We start from the raw sequence: 21,365 nt of genomic DNA, 5'->3' as shown, positions 1-21,365 counted from the left end.
GACAGCGGCCACACCTGGTTCAGCGCACCGTACTGCTTCTCCCAGCCGTCGATATCGCGCTGGGTGACGCGCACCAGACCGAAGTCGGACGGGGTGTGCCCGCCTGCCTGCGCCGATTCCGCGTGCCGCGCAACGGCTTCCAGCGCGGCGGTCCACAGCGCCGCGAACTCGGCGATCTCGTCGGCGGAGAGCAGCGTGCTCGGGTAGCCGATGTTCGCGGTCAGCTTGTCGCCGGCCACGATGGCATTGATGTCGATCGGGGCCATGGCCGGCATGTCGGCGTCGTAGGCGCCCGCCAGCTCGGCCAACTCGGGCGCCGGGATCCAGCCGAAGCCGCGCAGCGCCTCGGGCACGTCGCCCTCGTTGACCCGGCCCAGGTAGTTGAAGCTGACCTGGCCCGGCAGCAGCTTGGGCAGCTGACCCGCGGTGTCCGAGTTCATGTAGCGCAGCAGGCCGTAACCGATGCCCTTGTCCGGCACCGCGAGCAGCTGCTCCTTGACGGCCTTGATGGCCCGGCCCATGGCGGGGCCGCCGGTGAGGGCGGCGTCCACATCGATACCCGAGAGGTCGAAGCGCACCGGGAAGATGGCGGTGAACCAGCCGACCGTGCGGGACAGGTCGGCGCCGGGCACGACCTCCTCCTCACGACCGTGGCCCTCCAGCCGGACGAGGGCTGTGTCCTGCCCCCCGGCCTTCTCCCCCAGTCCCTTGGCAGCGCGGAACTTGGCCACCGCCAAGGCGAGTGCGGTCAGCAGACCGTCGTTCACGCCGCCATGGAACAGCGCGGGCACGGTCGTCAGCAACGACTTGGTCGCCTCGGCCGACAGCTCGACGCGGTGCTTGACGACAGTGGCGGTGACATCCACGGCCGGGTCCATCGCGCGCTCGGTGAGCAGCGGGTCCGGACCCTCGATGACGGTGCGCCAGAAGTCCAGTTCGGCGACACGCTCGTCGGTGGCGGCCTCCCGCTCGAGAGCGTGCGCCCAGGTGCGCATGCTGGTGGCGGGGGCGACCAGCTCGGGGGTCTGCCCGGCGGACAGCTGGCCCCAGGCGGCGACGAAGTCCGGCACCAGGATTCGCCAGGTGACACCGTCGACCACGAGGTGGTGACCGGCGACCACGAGGCGTCCCGCCCGGGAGTTGTCGGACGGCTCCAGCCATACGAACCGGATGACCTGTCCCGCAGCGGGATCCAGCTTGTCGAGGGTGGCATCCAGTGCGGCCGTGGCGATCTCGAGCAGCTGCTCGTCGGTGGTGGCCGCGTCGAACTCGGTGCGGTCGATGAGCGAATCCGCGTCGACGGTGCCGGGAGCGCCGGTCTCGACGATCCAATCCGCGTCCGGCACCCGGCGCAGGCGAGCCCGCAGCATGTCGTGGCGGTCGATGACCGCGCCGACGGTGGCGGCGATGCCCGCGCGATCGATACCGATCGGCAGTTCCAGCGCCATGGTCTGGTTGAAGCGGCCGAACTCGCCCGGCCGGCCCGCCATGAAGCGGATCACCGGGGTCAACGGCATGACGCCGACGCCGCCGCCCGGCAACTCGGTCAGCTGCGGGGCCGAATCGCCCTGGCCATCCGTGGTTTCCGCGACGGCGGCCAGGCCGGAGACGGTGCGCTGCTCGAACACGTCGCGCGGCGAGAACACCACGCCGCGCGCCTTGGCCCGCGACACCAGCTGAATGGAGACGATGGAGTCACCGCCCAGGGCGAAGAACGAGTCGTCGATGCCGACCCGCTCCAGGCCCAGCACCTCGGCGAAGACCTCGGCGATGGTGTGCTCGAGGGCATTGCGCGGGGCGCGGAAGACGACCTCGGTGGCGAAGACCGGCTCGGGCAGCGCCCGGCGGTCCAGCTTGCCGACCGGAGTCAGCGGCACCCGGTCGATGACCATGACCGAGGACGGCACCATGTACGCGGGCAGACGCCCCTCGACGTGCGCGGTCACGGCCGCCACATCGATCGAATGACCCGGCGTGGCAACCACATACGACACCAGCGACGTCGCGCCCGCGGCATTCTTGTGGCCGACGGTGACCGCGAAGTCGACGGACTCGTGCGAGGCCAGCGCGGCGTCGATCTCGCCCAGCTCGATGCGGAAACCACGCACCTTCACCTGGAAGTCGGAACGACCGACGTACTCGACCAAGCCGTCCGGGGTCCACCGCACCACGTCACCGGTGCGGTACATACGCTCGCCCGCCGCATACGGGTTGGCGACGAACCGGTCGGCGGTCAGGCTCGGCCGCGCGTGATAGCCGCGCGCCAGCTGAATACCCGACAGATACAGCTCACCCGCGACACCCACCGGAACGGGGCGCAGGCGGTTGTCGAGGATCAGCGACTGCATGCCCCGGATGGGACCGCCGATGGTGACCAGGTCACCCGGCACCAGCGCATCGCTGATATTGGTCATGATGGTGGTCTCGGTCGGGCCGTACCCGTTGTGGAAGGCACGAACGGTGCCGTCCGACTGTGCCCCCTCTCCGATCGGCACCGCCCACTTCTCCACCAGATCGGCCGGGACGGCTTCACCACCGGCGACCAGCACGCGCAGCGAGTCCAGGCCCGCCGGTCCGAAGGTGGACAGCGCGGCCGGGGTGATGAAGGCGTGGGTGGCCTGCTCGCGGCGGATCAGCTCGGCGAGCTCCTCGCCGCCGTAGGTGCCGGGCGGGACGACCACCAGGGTGCCGCCCTTGCCGATGGCGAGCAGGAACTCCAGCATGGACGCGTCGAACGACGGCGAGGCGAAATGCAGTGCGCGCGAGGAGGAGTCGAGCGCATACCGCTCGGCCTGCTCGACGCTGAAGTTGGCCAGACCGGCATGGGTGACCACGACGCCCTTGGGCACACCGGTGGAACCGGAGGTGTAGATGACGTAGGCCGGGTGTTCCGGACGCAGCGGGCGCGCCCGTTCGTCGTCGGCGATCGCGGTGTCCGCGAAGCCATTCGGGTCCAGCTCGTCGAGCACCAGCCACTCGACCGAGTCCGGCATGTCCGCGCGCACCGACGCCACGGTGAGACCGACCGGCGAACCGGAGTCGGTGACCATGTGGGCGATGCGGTCGGCGGGGTAGTTCGGGTCCACCGGCACGAAGGCCGCACCGGTCTTGGACACCGCCCATTCGGCGAAGTAGGAGTCGTCCGACCGCGGCACGGCCACGGCGACCAGATCCTCGGCGCCGATGCCGCGCTCGATGAGCAAGCGCGCCAGGCGGTTCGAGCGGGCATCCAGCTCGCCGTAGGACAGACTCCTCCCCTCGAACACGACCGCGGTCGCGGCCGGGTCGATGGCGACGGCGTCGGCGATGAGCTCGGGCAGCGTGCGCGCCGGGACGGCGGGCAGGCCGAAACGGGCCACCAGATCGGCGCGTTCGTCCTGGTCCAGGATGTCGATCGCGCCGACGCCGATCTCGGGGTCGGCCGCGACGGCCTCGAGCACCCGCACCCAGCGCTGCGCGAATCCGGCCGCGGTAGCCGCGTCGAACAGGTCGGTGGCGTAGGTCAGCGCCAGCGCCATTCCGGAGTCCTGCTCCGAGAGCGTGAACTGCAGGTCGAAGCGGGAGATGCTCTCGTCGAGGTCGAGTGTGGAGACGGTCAGCCCCGGCAGCTCGATGCTGGTGCGATCCAGGTTCTGGAAGGCCAGCATGACCTGGAACAGCGGGTTGCGGGCCTGCGAGCGCTCGGGCGCGAGCAGCTCCACCAGCCGCTCGAACGGCACGTCGGCATTGCCGAAGGCGTCGAGGTCGGTGTGCCGCACGCGGTCCAGCAGGTCGGTGAACGATTCGGCCGGGTCGATGCCGGTGCGCAGCACCAGGGTGTTGACGAACATGCCGACCAGGTCGTCGAGCGCGGCCTCACCGCGACCGGCGACCGGGGTGCCGACCGCGATGTCGTCGCCGCCGGACAGCCGGGCCAGCAGCACCGCGAGGGCGCTGTGCATGACCATGAACAGCGACGAACCCCGCTGTCGGGCAACGTCTTCCAGCGCCGCGACGAGCTCCGGCGACAGCGTGCGCTGCAGCGTCGCGCCGCGGTGCGAGGCGATGGCCGGGCGCGGGCGGTCGGTGGGCAGGGCCAGCTCGTCGGGCACGCCGCCGAGCACACGCTGCCAGTAGGCCACCTGGCGGGCCATGATCGAGGACGAATCCTCTTCCGAGCCCAGCACTTCGCGCTGCCAGACAGCGAAGTCGGCGTACTGGACGGCCAGCGGGGCCCAGCTCGGGACCGCGCCCTGGTTGCGCGCGGTGTAGGCGACCATGACGTCGCGGGCCAGCGGGGACATCGAGAAACCGTCACCCGCGATGTGGTGCACGACCACCACGAGCACGTGCTCGGTGGCCTCCTCGCCGCCGACGCGGAACAGGCGGGCGCGCAGCGGAACCTGTTCGGCCACATCGAAGCCCAGCGTGGCGAAGGCGGTCACGGTGGCGGTCACGTCCTCGGCCGCGACCGTGACCGGCCGCAGATCGAGGGCGATCTCCTCGGCCGGGACGACCACCTGCATCGGGGTGCCGCCGTGCTCCGGGTACCGGGTGCGCAGCGACTCGTGGCGGCGGACCACATCCGCGACCGCGAGTTCCAGTGCGGCGGTGTCGAGTTCGCCGAAGCGCGGGTCGACGGAGCGAAGGCGGATGGCCAGCGGCAGGTTGTAGGCCGCCGAGGAGGTGTCGTACTGGTTCAGGAACCACATGCGCTGCTGCGCGAACGAGAGCGGCACGAGCTCACCGGCAGTCCGGGTGCGGGCCACCAGCTTGGCGCGGGACGCGCCGTCGGCATGCGATTCGATGCGTGCGGCCAGGGCCTCGACGGTGCTGGCCTCGAACAGGGTGCGCACCGCGACCGTGGTGTCCAGGGCCGCGCCGATGCGCGATACGACACGGGTGGCGATGAGCGAGTTGCCGCCCAGGTCGAAGAAGTCGTCGTCCAGGCCGACCCGCGGCAGGTCGAGGACCTCGGCGAAGACGGCGGCGACCGTCTCCTGCACCGGGGTCTCCGGGGCGCGGAAGGCCCGCGCCTGCGCGGCCGGGGCCGGAAGCGCCCGGCGGTCCAGCTTGCCGTTGACGGTCAACGGGATTCGATCCAGCACCACGATCGCGGACGGGACCATGTAGGACGGCAGCAGCTCGGCCGCGCCGTCGCGGACGGCGTCGGCAGCGAAGGAGACGCCGTCCGTTTCCATTTCGCGGCTCGCGACGGCCGGCACCACGTAGGCCACGATGCGCTGATCGCCCGGCTGGTCCTCGCGCACGATGACCGCGGCCTGGGCCACGCCCGGCTGGGCCAGCACGGCGGACTCGATCTCACCGAGCTCGATGCGGAAACCGCGCACCTTGACCTGGTCGTCGGCGCGGCCCAGGTATTCGAGCTCACCGAAGCGGTTCCAGCGCGCCACGTCACCGGAGCGGTACAGCCGCTCGCCCGGCACCCCGAAGGGGCTCGCCACGAAACGGGCCGCGGACAGGTCCGGGCGGCCCAGGTAGCCGCGCGCCAACTGCGGTCCGGCGACGTACATTTCGCCCGCCACACCGACCGGCACCGGGTGCAGGCGGTCGTCGAGGACGTAGACGCGCAGGCCCGCGATGGCCCGGCCGACCACCGAACCGGTGGCGGCGGCGATGGTGTCGGCGTCGAGCACGCGCACGGACACGTGCACGGTGGTCTCGGTGATGCCGTACATGTTCACCAGGTACGGCGTGGAATCTCCGTGGCGGGCAACCCAATCCGAGAGGCGGCGCAGCTCGAGCGCCTCACCGCCGAAGACGACGTAGCGCAGCGCCAGCGACTGCTGGTCACCGGCGGCTGTATCCGATTCTCGGCTCGCCGAGGTGGCGATCCGGTCCGCCTCGGCCAGCTGGTAGAAGGCCGACGGGGTCTGGTTGAGCACCGTGACCTGTTCGCGGCGCAGCAGTTCCAGGAACTGCTCGGGCGAGCGGGAGACGTAGTAGTCGACCACGACGAGCTTGCCGCCGTAGAGCAGCGGGCCCCACAGCTCCCACACCGAGAAGTCGAACGCGTAGGAGTGGAACAGGGTCCACACGTCGTCGGGGCCGAAGCCGAACTCGCGATCGGTGTTCGCCATGAGCCGCACCACATTCCGGTGCGCCACGGCCACGCCCTTGGGGCGGCCGGTGGAGCCGGAGGTGTAGATGACGTAGGCGACGTGGTCCGGGCGCAGCGCGGCCCGGCGGTCGGCATCGGTGACCGGCCCGTCGGCCGCGTCCACGATATCGCCGGCCTCCAGCGAGAACCCGTCCAGCAGCACGGTCTTCAGCTCGGCCGGCAGCTCGACCTGCACGGTCGAGTCGGTGATCACACTGGTCGGCCGCGCGTCCGACAGCACGTAGGCGATGCGGTCGGCCGGGTAGGTCGGATCGATCGGCACGTAGCCCGCACCGGTCTTGATCACGGCCAGCAGCGCCACCACCAGATCCGCCGAACGCGGCAGCAGCACCGCGACCAGCGATTCCGGTCCCGCACCCTCGCCGATCAGGCGGCGCGCCAGCACATTCGCGCGGCGGTCCAGCTCGAAGTAGCTGAGTCCCTCGTCGCCGAAGCGCACCGCGACGCGCTCCGGATTCGCGGCCACCGCCAGGTCGAACAGGCTCGACAGGGTGGCGTCGGCCGCCACGAAGGGGCTGGCCAGGGCGGCCAGCGGGTTGGCCAGGCGCTCGGCGGACGCGCCCAGCGCGACCAGGGCGGCGGCCTCGGGCGCGATGCCCGAGGTGCCCTCGGCGACAGCGCGTTCGGCGTCGGCGACCGCGGCCCGCGCGGTCCGGGCCAGGGCGACGATGTCCTCGCCCGCGGAGACCCAGTGCTCGGCCACATTGTGGCGCTCGCCCTCGCCCAGCAGGTCGATATCGCCGATGAGCGCGGCCGGATCCTCGGCGACCGCGCGCAGGATGCGGACCAGGCGCTCGGCGAAGGAGATGACGGTCTCGGCGTCGAACAGGTCGGCGGCGTAGTTCCAGGACAGGCCCAGCGAGCCGTCGGCGCGCTCGCTCACGGTGAGCTGCACGTCGAACTTGGCGGTGCCCGGGTCGAATTCGACGACCTCGAGCTCGAGGCCGGGCAGCGCGACCGCCGCGGCGTCCTTGGCCCCGGCGGCCTCGAAGGTCAGCGCCACCTGGAACAGCGGGTGGTGCGCCTGCGAGCGGACCGGGCTGAGCACGTCGACGAGGCGCTCGAACGGCACATCGGCGTGCGCGAAGGCGGCCAGGTCGGTACGGCGCACCTGGGCCAGCAGGTCGCGGAAGGCGGCGTCCGGCCGCACCTCGCTGCGCAGCACCAGGGTGTTGACGAACATGCCGACCAGGTCGTCCAGCGCGCGTTCGCCGCGGCCCGCGATGGGGGTGCCGATGGCGATGTCGGTGGCGCGGGACAGGCGCGCGGCCCAGGTGGCCAGGGCGGCGTGCACCAGCATGAACAGGGTGACGTCGTGCTCGCGGGCCACGCCGGTCAGGGCGCGATGCAGCTCGGCGTCGATCGAGAAGTCGTAGGTGCCACCGGCATTGGTGGCGATCTCCGGCCGCGGGCGGTCGGCGGGCAGCTCGATCTGCTCGGGCAGGTCGGCCAGCCGGTCGGTCCAGTAGGCGATCTGCTGGGCCGCGAGGGACTCGGAATCGGTTTCCGCGCCGAGGATCTCGCGCTGCCACAGCGTGTAGTCGGCGTACTGCACCGGCAGCGGCGACCAGGCCGGGGCCTCGCCGGTGCTGCGGGACAGATAGGCGGCCACCACATCCCGCAGCAGCGGGCGCAGCGAGACGCCATCCGCGCTGATGTGGTGCAGCACCAGCACGACCACGTGCTCGGCGGGCGCGTCAGGCCCGGAGGAGTCGCTCCGCCTCTCCGCGCTGGCCTGCGTAACCACAGAGGGCCCCGCGACCACCGTATTGGGCACCGTCTCGCTCAGGCTGAGCACCGTCGCGCGGAACGGCAGTTCCCGGGTGACGTCGAAGAACACGCTCGCGAGCTGCGTGATGCGCGCGGTCAGGTCGGCCGCGGTGACGGTTTCGGTCCGCACCTCGAAGTCGACCTCGGACAGCGGCAGGATGCGCTGGTAGCCATCGCCCTCGACCTCGGGGTAGATGGTGCGCAGCGACTCGTGGCGGGCCAGCACGTCGCCGATGGCGGCGGTGAAGGCGGCCGGGTCCATCGGGCCGGTGAGCTTCAGCGCCACCGGGATGTTGTTGACCGCGGTGCGGTTGTCGAAGCGGTTCAGGAACCACATGCGCTGCTGCGCGAGCGACAGCGGCACCAGCTCCGGGCGCTCCTGGGCGACCAGCGCCGCGCGAGCCCCGGTGCCGACGCGCGATTCCAATTGCGCGGCAAGGGAAGCCACGGTGGTGGCCTCGAACAGGGTGCGCAGCGGGATGTCGGCGTCCAGGGCAGCGGACAGGCGCGCGATCACCTGGGTGGCGATCAGCGAGTTGCCGCCGAGCTCGAAGAAGTCGTCGTCCAGGCCGACCCGGTCCAGGCCGAGCACGTCGGCGATGGTGCCGGCGACGGTCTGCTGCACCGGCGTGGCCGGGGCGCGGAAGGACTTGGCGGCGAACGTCGGCGCGGGTAGCTGCCTGCGGTCCAGCTTGCCGGAGGCGTTGAGCGGGAAGGCGTCCAGCACCATGAAGGCGGCCGGGACCATGTAGGCCGGAAGCCGTTCGGACAGTTCGTCCTTGACCGCGTCGAGGTCCAGGTGACCGTCGGCGGCGATCAGGTACGCGACCAGCTGATCGCCGGTGCGCTCGTCGTTGCGCACGACGACCACGGACTGGGCGATCGACGGCAGCGCGGTGAGCGCCGACTCGATCTCGCCGAGCTCGATACGCAGACCGCGCAGCTTCACCTGGAAGTCGGTGCGGCCCAGGTACTCCAGCTCGCCATTGCCCGTCCAGGTGACCAGGTCACCGGTGCGGTACATGCGGGCGCCGTCGCCGAAGGGGTTGGCCACGAAGCGATCCGCGGTCAGGTCGGGGCGCGCCACATAGCCGGTGGCCAGCTGATCGCCCGCCAGGTACAGCTCACCCGCGACACCAACCGGAACCGGCCTCAGACGCGAATCCAGCACGTACACCTGGGTGTTGAAGACCGGCGCGCCGATCGGCACCGAGGCCAGGTCGGCGTCGTTGACCTCGTGGAAGGTCACGTCGACCGCGGCCTCGGTGGGGCCGTACAGGTTGTGCAGGCGAGCGCCGGTCAGTTCGCGCAGCTTCTGCGCGGTCGGCGCGGGCAGGCCCTCGCCGGAGGCGAAGACATTGGTCAGGCTGACGCAGTCGGCCGCGGCCACGGTATTCGATCCCTGGCCCGCCAGGGTGGCCACGAAGACCGCCAGCAGGGACGGCACGAAGTGGGTGACCGTGACGCCCTCGCGGACGATGATCTCGGCCAGGTAGGCCGGATCGCGATGGCCGTCCGGCTTGGCGACCACCAGGCGCGCGCCGACCTGCAAGGGCCAGAAGAACTCCCACACCGACACGTCGAAGGTGGCGGGGGTCTTCTGGAGGACCACGTCGTAGGCGGCCAGCCCGTATTGGGCGTGCATCCACACCAGACGGTTCACGATGGCCGCGTGGCTCACGGCCACACCCTTGGGGCGGCCGGTGGAGCCGGACGTGAAGATCACGTACGCGGTGTTCTGCGGGCGCAGCGGCGAGCGGCGCTCGGCATCGGCGACCGGGGTGTCGGCGAAGCCGGACAGGTCCAGCTCGTCGATCCGGACCTGGCGCGCGTCAACGCCTTCCAAGTCGTCGCCGGAGGTCAGCACGCAGACCGGCTGTGCGGTCTCGAGGATGTACTGGGTGCGCTCGGCCGGGTGATCCGGATCCAGCGGCACGTACGCACCACCGGCGACGGTGACGGCGTACATGCCCGCGACCAGGTCGATGGAGCGGCGCATGCCCAGCGCCACAAAGGATTCCGGGCCGACGCCCTCGGCGATGAGCCAGCGCGCGAGCTTGCGGACCCGCGCCGCGAACTCGGCATACGACAACTGTGTCTTGTTTTCCGGGCTCCGCCCGGGTGTCCCCTCGAACGTGACCGCGGTCGCTTCGGGAGTCAGCGCAACCTGCGCCTCGAACAGCGAAACCAGCGTCGCCGCAGCGCCTTCCGAGATCTCCGGCAGCGCGGCGACGAGTTCGAACGCGGTCTCGTTCCAGCCGACCAGCAGCTGGCGGCGCTCGGCGTCGCTCAGCAGCTCGACATCACCGACCAGCTGGGTCGGGTCCGCGGCCACGGCGGTGAGCATGGCGACGAAGCGCTGCGCGAAGACACCGGCGTACTGCGCGTCGAAAAGGTCTGTCGCGTAGACGAGCTCGGCATCCATGGTCGCGGTATCGAATTCGCGGCTCGCCGCGGTATCGAATTCGCGGCTCGCCGCGGTGTCGAATTCGCGGCTCGCCGCGGTGCCATCGACGATCTCGCTGAGCGTCAGCTGCAGATCGAACTTGGCCGACTGCTGGTCGATGGCCAGCTCGGACACGCTCAGACCCGGTAGTTCCAGCGAGGTGCGGCCCAGGTTCTGGAACGACAGCATGACCTGGAACAGCGGGTGCCGGGCCTGCGAGCGGGCCGGGTTGAGCACCTCGACCAGCCGTTCGAACGGCACATCCGCGTGGGCGAAGGCCTGCAGATCGCGCTCGCGCACGGTCTTCAGCAGGTCGGTGAAGCTGGTGCCGGTGTCGACCGGCGACCGCAGCACCAGGGTGTTGACGAACATACCGACGAGGTCGTCGAGCGCCTGCTCGCCACGGCCCGCCACCGGAATGCCGACCGCGATGTCCTCGGTGCCGCTCAGTCGCGCCAGCAGCGCGGCGAAAGCACTGTGCACCACCATGAACAGGGTGGTGCCGTTGGACTGCGCCACTCGGTTCAGCCCGGCGATGAGCTCGCCGGGCACCTGGAACCGGTGGGTGCCGGCGTCGTAGGACGCGACGGCCGGGCGCGGCTTGGCCGACAGGCGCAGCTCGTCCGGCAGGCCGAACAGGGTGTCGCGCCAGTAGTCGAGCTGCTCGGTGATGAGCGAGCGCGGATCCTCTTCCGAGCCCAGCGTTTCCCGCTGCCACAGCGCGTAATCCGCGTACTGCACCGGCAGTTCGGTCCAGCCCGGGGTCTCGCCGTTGCTGCGCGCGATGTAGGCGGTCATGAGGTCGCGCACCAGCGGGTTCATGGAGAAACCGTCGGCGGCGATGTGGTGGGCCACCAGCACCAGCACGTGATCGTCGGCCGCGAGGCGATAGGCGCGCAGGCGGACGGCGGTTTCGGTGGTGACGTCGAAGCCGCGGGCGGCGAAGTCGTAGACCGCGGCGAACAATTCGCCCTCGGTCACGTCCAGCACATCCAGCTCGGGGATGGCGCGGCCGGTGGGCAGCACCTTCTGGTAGGCGACGCCCTCGTGCGACGGGTAGAGGGTGCGCAGCGACTCGTGCCGCGCCACCACGTCGGCGATGGCCCCGCGCATGGCGTCGAGATCCAGTGCGCCGGTGAGCCGTACGGCCGCCGGGATGTTGTTGGCGGCCGATTCCGGATCGAACCGGTTGAGGAACCACATGCGCTGCTGCGCCAGCGACAGCGGCGGGTACTCCGGCCGGGACCGAACCGTGAGCGCCTGGCGCACACCGGTTCCCGCGTGCGACTCGACGCGGGCCGCCAGCGCGGCCACGGTCGGGGCCTCGAACAGCACACGCACGCCGATCTCGGCGTTCAGCGCGGCGGCCAGGCGGGCCACCACCTGGGTGGCGACCAGCGAGTTGCCGCCCAGCTCGAAGAAGTCGTCGTCCACGCCGACGCGCTCGACGCCGAGCAGGTCGGCGAAGATCTGCGCGATGATCTCCTCGATCGGGGTCGAGGGGGCGCGGAAGCGCTTGGCCTCGAAGACCGGCGCGGGCAGGGCCCGGCGGTCCAGCTTGCCGGAGGCGTTGACCGGGAAGGCGTCCAGCACCACGAGCGCGGCCGGGACCATGTAGGCGGGCAGCGAGCCGCTCAGCGCGGCCTTGACCGCGTCGACGTCCACGACCGCCTCGGGCTCGCGCACCACATAGCCGACCAGCTGGTCACCGGCGTGCGCGTCGGTGCGCACCACCACGACCGACTGGGCGACGCCCGGCTGCGCCAGCAGCGCGGCCTCGATCTCACCCAGCTCGATGCGCAGACCGCGCAGCTTCACCTGGAAGTCGGTGCGGCCCAGGTAGTTCAGCTCACCGTCGGCGGTCCAGGAGACCAGGTCACCGGTGCGGTACATGCGGTCGCCGGAGACGAACGGGTTGGCGACGAAGCGATCCGCCGACAGGTCGGGGCGACCGAGGTAGCCGCGCGCCAGCTGATCGCCCGCCAGATAGAGCTCACCCGCGACACCCGGCGCGACCGGGTGCAGGCGGGCGTCGAGCACGTAGGTCTCGGTGTTCCACACCGGGCGGCCGATCGGCACGAACACGGTGTCGGTGTCCACGACCTCGTGGTAGGTGACGTCGACGGCCGCTTCGGTCGGGCCGTACAGGTTGTGCAGGCGCGCGCCGGTGAGCTCGCGCAGCTTCTGCGCGGTCGGCGCGGGCAGCGCCTCACCCGAGGCGAACACCTGCCGCAAACGCGGTGCGGGGAGCGAGGAGTCGCCGTTCTCGTTGCCGAGGGTGGCGACGAACACCGACAGCATCGACGGCACGAAGTGGGCCGTGGTGATGCCGGTCTCGGCGATGACCTGGGCCAGGTACACCGGGTCGCGGTGGCCGTCCGGCCTGGCGACCACCAGGCGGGCGCCGGTCTGCAGGGGCCAGAAGAACTCCCACACCGACACGTCGAAGGTGGCCGGGGTCTTCTGCAGGACAGCGTCGTTCGCGTCGATCGGGTACTCGTGCTGCATCCACAGCAGGCGGTTCACGATCGCACCGTGCTCGACCGCGACGCCCTTCGGGCGGCCGGTCGAACCGGACGTGAAGATGACGTAGGCCGTGTGCTCGGGCCGGATCTCCTGTCCCCGTTCGGCATCCGTGATCGGCGCGTCGGAGTAGGCCTCCAGGTTCAGCGTGTCGACCTCGAGCACCGGCACATTGCGGCCGGTGACGAAATCGTCGCGGCCGGTGGTGAGGATCGCGACCGGGCGCGCGGTGTCGAGCACGTAGTCGATGCGCTCGTCGGGCTGATCCGGATCCAGCGGCACGTACGCGCCACCGGCCTCCAGCACCGCGTACATGGCGACGACCAGATCCAGCGAGCGCCGGATGGCCAGCGCCACATGCGATTCCGCGCCCACGCCCTGGGCGATGAGCTTGCGGGCCAGCTTGTGCACCCGCGCCGAGAACTCGGCGTAGGACAGACCCGTCCCCTCGAACTCCACGGCAGGCGCATCGGGGCTGGTCAGAGCCTGTGCCTCGAAGAGCGACACCAGCGTCGCCGCCTCACCCTCCGGCAGCGCGGGCAGCACCCGCGCCAGGTTGAACGCGGTGTCGTTCCACTCGTCGAGCACGCGCTCGCGCTCGTCGGCGACCAGCAGGTCGATATCGCCGAGCCTCCGGTCCGGGTCCGCGACAACGGCTGCCAGGATCAGGTCCAGGCGGTGCGCGAAGGCCGCGATGGTGGGCTCGTCGAAAAGGTCCAGCGCGTAGGAGATCTCGGCGGACATGCCGGCGTTCTCGCCGTGGTCGTCCTGCGCCTCCTGCAGGGTCAGCTGCAGGTCGAACTTGGCCAGGCGGGCGTCGTAGTCGATGCCGTTGACCGAGAGCCCGGGCAGTTCCAGACTCGCCTGCCGGGTGTTCTGGAAGGTCAGCATGACCTGGAACAGCGGGTGGCGGGCCTGCGAGCGGGCCGGGTTGAGCACCTCGACCAGCCGCTCGAACGGCACATCCGCGTGCGCGAAGGCGTGCAGGTCGGTATCGCGGGAGCGGGCCAGCAGATCGGCGAAGGTCTCGCTGCCGTCCACCTCGGTGCGCAGCACCAGGGTGTTGACGAACATGCCGATCAGGTCGTCGAGCGCGGCCTCACCGCGGCCGTGCACCGGGGTGCCGATGGCGATGTCGCCGGTTCCGGACAGGCGGGCCAGCAGTACCGCGAGCGCGCTGTGCATGACCATGAACAGCGAGGCATTGTGCCGGCGGCCCAGATCCACCAGCGCCTGCTGGGTTTCGGCGGAGATGGCGAACGGATAGGTGCCACCCTGGTAGCTGGCCACGGCCGGACGCTGCCGGTCGGCGGGCAGCACCAGCTCGTCCGGCAGATCGGCGAGCGCGTCGGTCCAGTAGCGGATCTGCTTGGCGATCAGCGAATCCGGGTCGTCCTCGGAGCCGAGCACCTCGCGCTGCCAGAGCGCGTAGTCGGCGTACTGCACCGGCAGTTCCGCCCAGGCCGGGGCCTCCCATGAGGTGCGGGCGGCGTAGGCCACCATGACGTCGCGGGCCAGCGGGCCCATGGACCAGCCGTCGGCGCTGATGTGGTGGACCACCATGCCGAGGATGTACTCGGTCTCGCTGATCTCGAAAAGCGCGGCGTGCAGGGGCACTTCGTCGGTGACGTCGAAGGCCATGGTGGCCAGCTCGACCAGGTGGTCGATCAGATTCGACTCGGTGACCGGCACCGGCGTCAGGTCGGGCACGATCTGCGCGGCGTCCAGCACCCGCTGCACCGGACCGTGCGCGGTCTCCGGGAAGACGGTGCGCAACGACTCGTGGCGGTCGATCACGTCGATGACCGCGACCTGCAGGGCCGCGATATCGAGCTCACCGGAGAGCCGGATGGCGACCGGGATGTTGTTCACCGCCGAGGCGGTGTCGAAGCGGTTGAGGAACCACATGCGCTGCTGCGCCAGTGAAAGCGGGACCTCGCTGGGCCGCTCGCGGGCCACCAGGGCCTTGCGGCCGCCGTCGCCGACATGCGATTCCACCCGGGCCGCCAGGGCTTCCACGGTGGCGGCCTCGAACAGCATGCGCACCGGCACACGGGTGTCGAGGGCCGTACCCAGCCGGGTCGCCACCTGGGTGGCGATGAGCGAGTTGCCGCCCAGTTCGAAGAAGTCGTCGTCGACGCCGACCCGGGCGATGCCCAGCACCTCGCCGAAGATCTGGGCGACGATCTCCTCGATCGGCGTTGTCGGAGCACGGAATTCGCGCACCTCGAAGCGCGGCGCGGGCAGCGCGCGGCGGTCCAGCTTGCCGGAGGCGTTCACCGGGAACGCGTCCAGCACCATGATCGAACCCGGCACCATGTAGGCGGGCAGGGTGCGCTGCAGCGAGGTCTTGACGCCGTCCAGATCCACCGGGCCGCCGGCCACGATGTAGGCGACCAGCTGATCGCCGGCCACGGTGTCGATGACGAGCACCACGGCCTGCTGCACCTTGGGGTGGTCCAGCAGCGCGGTCTCGATCTCGCCGAGCTCGATGCGCTGGCCGCGGAACTTCACCTGGAAGTCGGTGCGGCCGATGTATTCGAGAATGCCGTGGTCGATTCCGCCCGCGGGCGCGGAGCCTGCGGAGCGCCCATGGTTCCAGCGCACCAGGTCACCGGTGCGGTACAGGCGCGAACCCGGCTCGCCGTAGGGGTTGGCGACGAAGCGCTCGGCGCTCAGGTCCGGTCGGCCGAAGTAGCCGCGCGCCACCTGGACACCGCCCAGGTAGAGCTCACCCGGGACGCCCGCCGGCACCGGGCGCAGGCCCTCGTCCAGCACATAGGTCTGCGCGTTCCACACCGGGCGGCCGATGGGCACCGAGGTGACCACGGGTGCGTCGATGGGCGCGTAGGTGGCGTGCACGGTGAACTCGGTCGGGCCGTACAGGTTGTGCACGGCCGCTGTGGAGAAGCGGCGGAAAGCGGTCACGGTGGCCGGCGGCAGCGCCTCACCGGCGACCAGCACCGCACGCAGCGACAGGCATTCGGCCGACGAGGCGCTGGAGGCGAACACGCTCAGCATGGACGGCACGAACGAGGTCATGGTGACCCGGTGCCGGCCGATGACCTCCGACAGGTACATCGGATCGCGGTGGCCGTCCGGCGCGGCGATGACCTGCTGCGCGCCCACGGCCAGCGAGCCGAACAGCTCCCACACCGAGACGTCGAAGGTGACCGGCGTCTTCTGCAGGATCACATCGGTGTCGTCGATGTCGTATTCGCGGGTGATCCAGGCGATCTGGTTGAGCACCGCGGCATGCGGGATGGCCACGCCCTTGGGGCGGCCGGTCGAGCCGGAGGTGAACAGCACGTAGGCGGCATTGGCCGGCCGCAGCGGCGCCAGCCGGTCCGCATCGGTGACAGGAGCGGCGCTGTAGTCGGCCAGATCCAGCGAATCCAGGTGCAGCACCGGGCAATCCGAGGATTCCACGGCATCGTCGGCGGTGGTGAGCAGCACCACCGGCTCGGCGGTGCGCAACACGTAGTCGGTGCGCTCGGCCGGGTGGTCCGGGTCGATCGGCACGTAGCCGCCGCCCGCGGTGAGGGTGGCGTAGATGGCGACCAGCATGTCCACCGAGCGGCGGATGCCCACCGCGACCAGGGACTCCGGGCCCACGCCGGCGTCGATCAGCCTGCGCGCCAGGCGATTCACGCGCGCGGAGAACTCCGCGTAGCTCAGCTCCTCGGCGGGGCCGAACATGCTGCCGCTGCGCTCGCCCGGATCGAAGATCAGCGCGGTGGCGTCCGGCCGGATCCGGACCTGCCGCTCGAACAGGTCGAGAACGGTTGCGGCGGAGGGCAGTTCGCGCGCGGTGTGGTTCCACGCGTGCAGCACGGTCTCGCGCTCACCGGCGTCGAGGACGTCGATATCGCGCACCACGGTGTCCGGCGCGGCGACGGCGGTCTCCAGCACGCGCAGGTAGCGCTGCCCGAACTCGGCCACGGTCGAGGCGTCGAACAGATCGGTGGCGTAGGACAGCACCACCGACAGTCCGGCCGGCTCACCGGCCAGGCCGCGCTGCTCGGTCAGCGTCCACTGCAGGTCGAACTTGGCGATGTCGACCTCGAGCTCGTCCGCGGAGACGGTGAGGCCGGGCAGTTCCATGGAGCCGTGCGACATCTCCTGGAACGACAGCATGACCTGGAACAGCGGGTGCCGGGCCTGCGAACGGGTCGGGTTGAGCACCTCGACCAGCCGCTCGAACGGGACATCGGTATTGGCGAAGGCCGCCAGATCGGTCTCCCGGGTGCGGGCCAGGAAGTCGGTGAAGCGCTCGGCCCCATCCACCTCCGAACGCAGCACCAGGGTGTTGACGAACATGCCGATCAGGTCGTCGAGCGCCTGCTCACCGCGACCGGCGACCGGGGTGCCGATGGCGATGTCGCCGGTGCCCGAGAGCCGGGCCAGCAGCACCGCCAGCGCGCTGTGCATGACCATGAACAGCGAAACACCCTGGGCGCGCGCCAAACCCGCCAGCCGGGAGTGCAGCTCGGCCGGAATGTCGAAGGTGACGCGGGAGCCGTGGAAGCTCTGCACCGGCGGACGCTGCCGGTCGGCCGGCAGGTCCAGCTGATCCGGCAGCCCGGCCAACGCACCTCGCCAGTAGGCGATCTGGCGGGCGGCCATGGACTCGGCATCGGATTCCGAACCGAGCACCTCGCGCTGCCAGATGCTGAAGTCCTGGTACTGCACCGGCAGCGGCACCCACGCGGGCTCCTGACCGGCCACACGCGCCAGGTAGGCGGCGGTCATGTCGCGCGAGAGCGGCCCGAACGAGAAGCCGTCCGCCGCAATGTGATGCACCACGAAGGCGACCGCGAGATCGACCTCGTCGGCATCGAGCGCCGCCGCACCGGCGACCCGGAACACACGCACGCGAATCGGCAGCTGAGTCGAGACATCGAAACCGGCGGAGGCGAATTCCGCCAGCGCGGACGGCAATTCGGCCTCGGCGAGATCGATGACCTCGATGCCCAGCTCCACCTCGGACATCGGCAGCACCTGCTGGAAGCCGCCGTCGCCGGACTCGGGGAAGATGGTGCGCAGGGATTCCTGGCGCGCGACCACATCGGCCAGCGCCAGCTGCAGGGCCTCGATATCGACCTGTCCGCGCAACCGCACCACGAAGGGCAGGTTGTAGGTGGGGACATTCGGGTCGAACTGGTTGAGGAACCACATGCGCTGCTGCGCCAGCGACAGCGGCACCCGGTCCGGGCGCTCCTGCGCCACCAGCGGGGTACGCGAAACATCGGACGGCCCAGCGGCTTCCACCCGCGCGGCGAGGCCCGCCACGGTCGGGGTCTCGAACAGCGCGCGCACACCCAGGCGGGTGCTGAACGCGGCCGAGATGCGGGCCACCACCTGGGTGGCGACCAGTGAGTTGCCGCCCAGATCGAAGAAGTTGTCGTCGACGCCGACCCGGTCGTGGCCGAGCACATCGGCGAACACGCCCGCCACGATCTCCTCGGCGGCGGTGCGCGGCGCGCGGTAGCCAGCGGCATCGGCGCTGAACACCGGCTCCGGCAGGGCCTTGCGGTCCAGCTTGCCGGAGGTGTTGAGCGGGAAGGCGTCCAGCACCATGATCGACGCCGGAACCATGTAGGACGGCAGCTTCTCGGCGGCGAAACGGGTCAGCTCGGCCGGATCGATCGACTGGCCGGGGACCGGGACCACGTACGCGACCAGCTGCTGACCGGTGGCGGTGTCCATGACCAGGACGGCGGCCTGGCTGACGGTCGGGTGGGCCAGCAGGTCGGTCTCGATCTCGCCGAGCTCGATGCGCTGGCCGCGGAACTTCACCTGGAAGTCGGTGCGGCCGATGTACTCCAGGGCCCCTGCGTCGTTCCAGCGGACGAGGTCACCAGTGCGGTACATGCGTTCACCGTTGGGCGACAACGGGTTCGCGACGAAGCGATCGGAGGTCAGATCCGGGCGGCCCTTGTACCCGCGCGCCAGCTGACGGCCCGCTAGATAGAGCTCACCCGCGGCGCCGACGGCGGCGGGCCGCAGTCGCGAATCCAGAACGTAGACTTCGACATTCCACTCGGGCAGACCGATCGGCACCGTGACGGTGTCGGCGGCGGTGTTCTCCCAGTAGGTGACCGAGACCGCGGCCTCGGTGGGGCCGTACAGGTTGTGCAGCCCGGCCGAGGTGATCTCGCGGAAGCCCGCGCCGGTCTCCGGCGGCAGCGCCTCACCGATCACGAAAACGTACTTCAGCGAGGCACACTGGGCCCGGGTGGCGTGCGCGACGAAAACCGTCAGCATGGACGGCACGAAGTCGGTGACCGTGACGCCGTGGCGCTCGATCATCTCCGCCACGTACAGCGGATCGCGGTGGCCGTCCGGGGTCGCCACGACGAGCTTCGCGCCCACCAGCAGCGGCATGAAGTAGCCCCACAGCGACACGTCGAAGGTGGTGGCGGTCTTCTGCAGGTAGACATCGTCTTCGGTGAGCGGATACTCGTCGAGCATCCACAGCTCTTGATTGACGATGGCGTGGTGGGTGACGGCGACACCCTTGGGGCGGCCGGTCGAACCCGAGGTGTAGATGACGTAGGCGGTGTTGTCCGGGCGCAGCGGGGCCAGGCGGTCCACATCGGTCACCGGCTCCGCAGAGAAGCCCGAGACGTCGAGCGTGTCGATCTCCAAGCGCCGCGCTCCAGCCGCGGAGCTTGCGGAGCGGTCATCGAACTCGGCCGGTAGCTCGAGCTCGTCGCGGGCGGTGGTCAGCACACAGACCGGTGCCGCGGACTCGAGGATGTAGGCGGTGCGGTCGGCCGGGTGGTCCGGGTCGATCGGCACGTACGCGCCACCGGCGCGCAGCACCGCGTGCATGCCGATGACCAGGTCGAGCGAGCGGCGCATGCCCAGGGCGACCAGCGATTCCGGGCCGACGCCGTCCGCGATGAGGAAGCGGGCCAGGCGATTGACGCGCGCCCCGAACTCGGCGTAGGTGAGCTGCTCGCCCTCGAACTCGACGGCGACATTGTCCGGCGTCAGCGGAATCTGCTTGTCCAGCAATGCCGGCAGCGTGGTGACCGGCACCTCGTACGCGGCGGAGTTCCACTCCACCAGGGTGCGGGTGCGCTCGGCCGCGGTGGTGATGGGCAGACTCCAGACGGGCTGCTCCTCCCCCGCCGCCAGGAAGCGGTCGAAGAACTCCAGGAACCGCGCGTGGTGACGCTCGGTCTCGTCCTCGGAGTACAGGTTGGGGTTGGTCTCGAAATCGATGTGATTCCGGGTGCCCTTCACCGACTGGTAGAAGTTGACGCCCAGATCCTCGATGGAACCGGTGGACAGCACGCTGTATTCACCGGTGATGTCACCGAGCACGACCTCGTTGTGGAACAACATGATGTTGACCCACGGGCCGAAGAATTGCGAGCCCACCTCGCCCCCGGTGAATTCGCCCGTAGAGTCGCGGCGAATGTCCTCGGCGCGGTAGCGCTGGTGACGCAGCGCACCCGAGACCTCCACCTGCACCTGCTTGAGCAGATCGGTCACGGTCACGCCGTGGCCGACGCGCAGGCGCAGCGGCACGATGTTCGAGGCGGCGCCGCCGGAGCGGCGCATGATCGCGGTGGTGCGCGCGGTCACCGGGAGGCTGAGGATGACGTCCTCGCTACCGGTCCACTGCGCGAGATAGGCCGCGAAACCGGCGATGAGCAGACCCGCGGGCGACGACTCGTGGCGCGCAACGGCGTCGTCCAGCAGCGAGCTCTGATCCTCGCTGAGCGCGCCCGTGGCGATCCGGTTGATGGCGGCCGGCGGCGCGGAGCGGCCGACCAGGCTGGTGCCGTCCTCGAGCCCGGCGACCCGCTCGGCCCAGTACTCCTTGTCGGACTTGAAGCGGCTGCTCTCGCGGTAGGCGAATTCCTGCTCGACCAGGGTGGGCAGGTCGGTCAGCTTGTGCGGTGCGGGCTCGACGCCCTGCACGTACGCGGTGTACAGCTCGGCGACGCGGGTCATATAGGTCACCGCGCCGAAGCCGTCCAGCACGATGTGGTGGATGCGCGCGTACCAGTAGTAATGGCCGTCGGCCAGCTTCAGCATGGCCGTGCGGATGAGGCGGTCCCGGGTGAGGTCCAGCGGGGCGCTGTAGTCGGCGCGCATCCAGGCCTGGGCCGCGGCGGCCGGATCGGCCTCATCGCTCAGATCGACGTGGTAGATGGTGCGGTCCAGCGAGTGGTCCACCATCTGCATGGGCTCGCCGTCACGCTCGACGATGCGCAGGAAGCCCGACCCGAACTCCTCCGAGCCGTGGACCATGGCGCGTTCCAGCAACTCGAGGTCGAGTTCGCCGCGCAGTTCCACGTACTGGGCGATATTGATCGGGACCTGCGGGTCCAGGTGCTGGGCATACCAGATGCCGAGCTGCGCCGGCGACAGCGGGAAAAGTTCGCCCGATCCCGGTGCGATTTCGCTGCCAGCTTCGCCGATGCCGCCGAAATCCAGCCGGTCCAACCCAAACCTCGCTTCCGGAACACCACGACACGCAGCGCT

The 21,365-nt window shown here is 70.4% G+C and carries 1 protein-coding gene (cut by a window edge); it reads right to left on the bottom strand.

Annotated features, from left to right (window positions below):
• Window positions 1-21,326, bottom strand: part of the annotated coding region (locus ACIRRA_RS41350; protein ID WP_402780118.1) for a non-ribosomal peptide synthase/polyketide synthase (this coding region is incomplete at its 3' end). 7,146 nt of the annotated region lie to the left of the window's left edge; 21,326 of its 28,472 annotated nt are in view.
• Between the last annotated feature and the right edge of the window lie 39 nt (window positions 21,327-21,365).

It is taken from the genome of Nocardia sp. NPDC101769, assembly GCF_044766925.1.
In the GTDB taxonomy this organism is placed as follows: Bacteria; Actinomycetota; Actinomycetes; order Mycobacteriales; family Mycobacteriaceae; genus Nocardia.
This window is presented reverse-complemented; position numbering and strand designations above follow the sequence as displayed.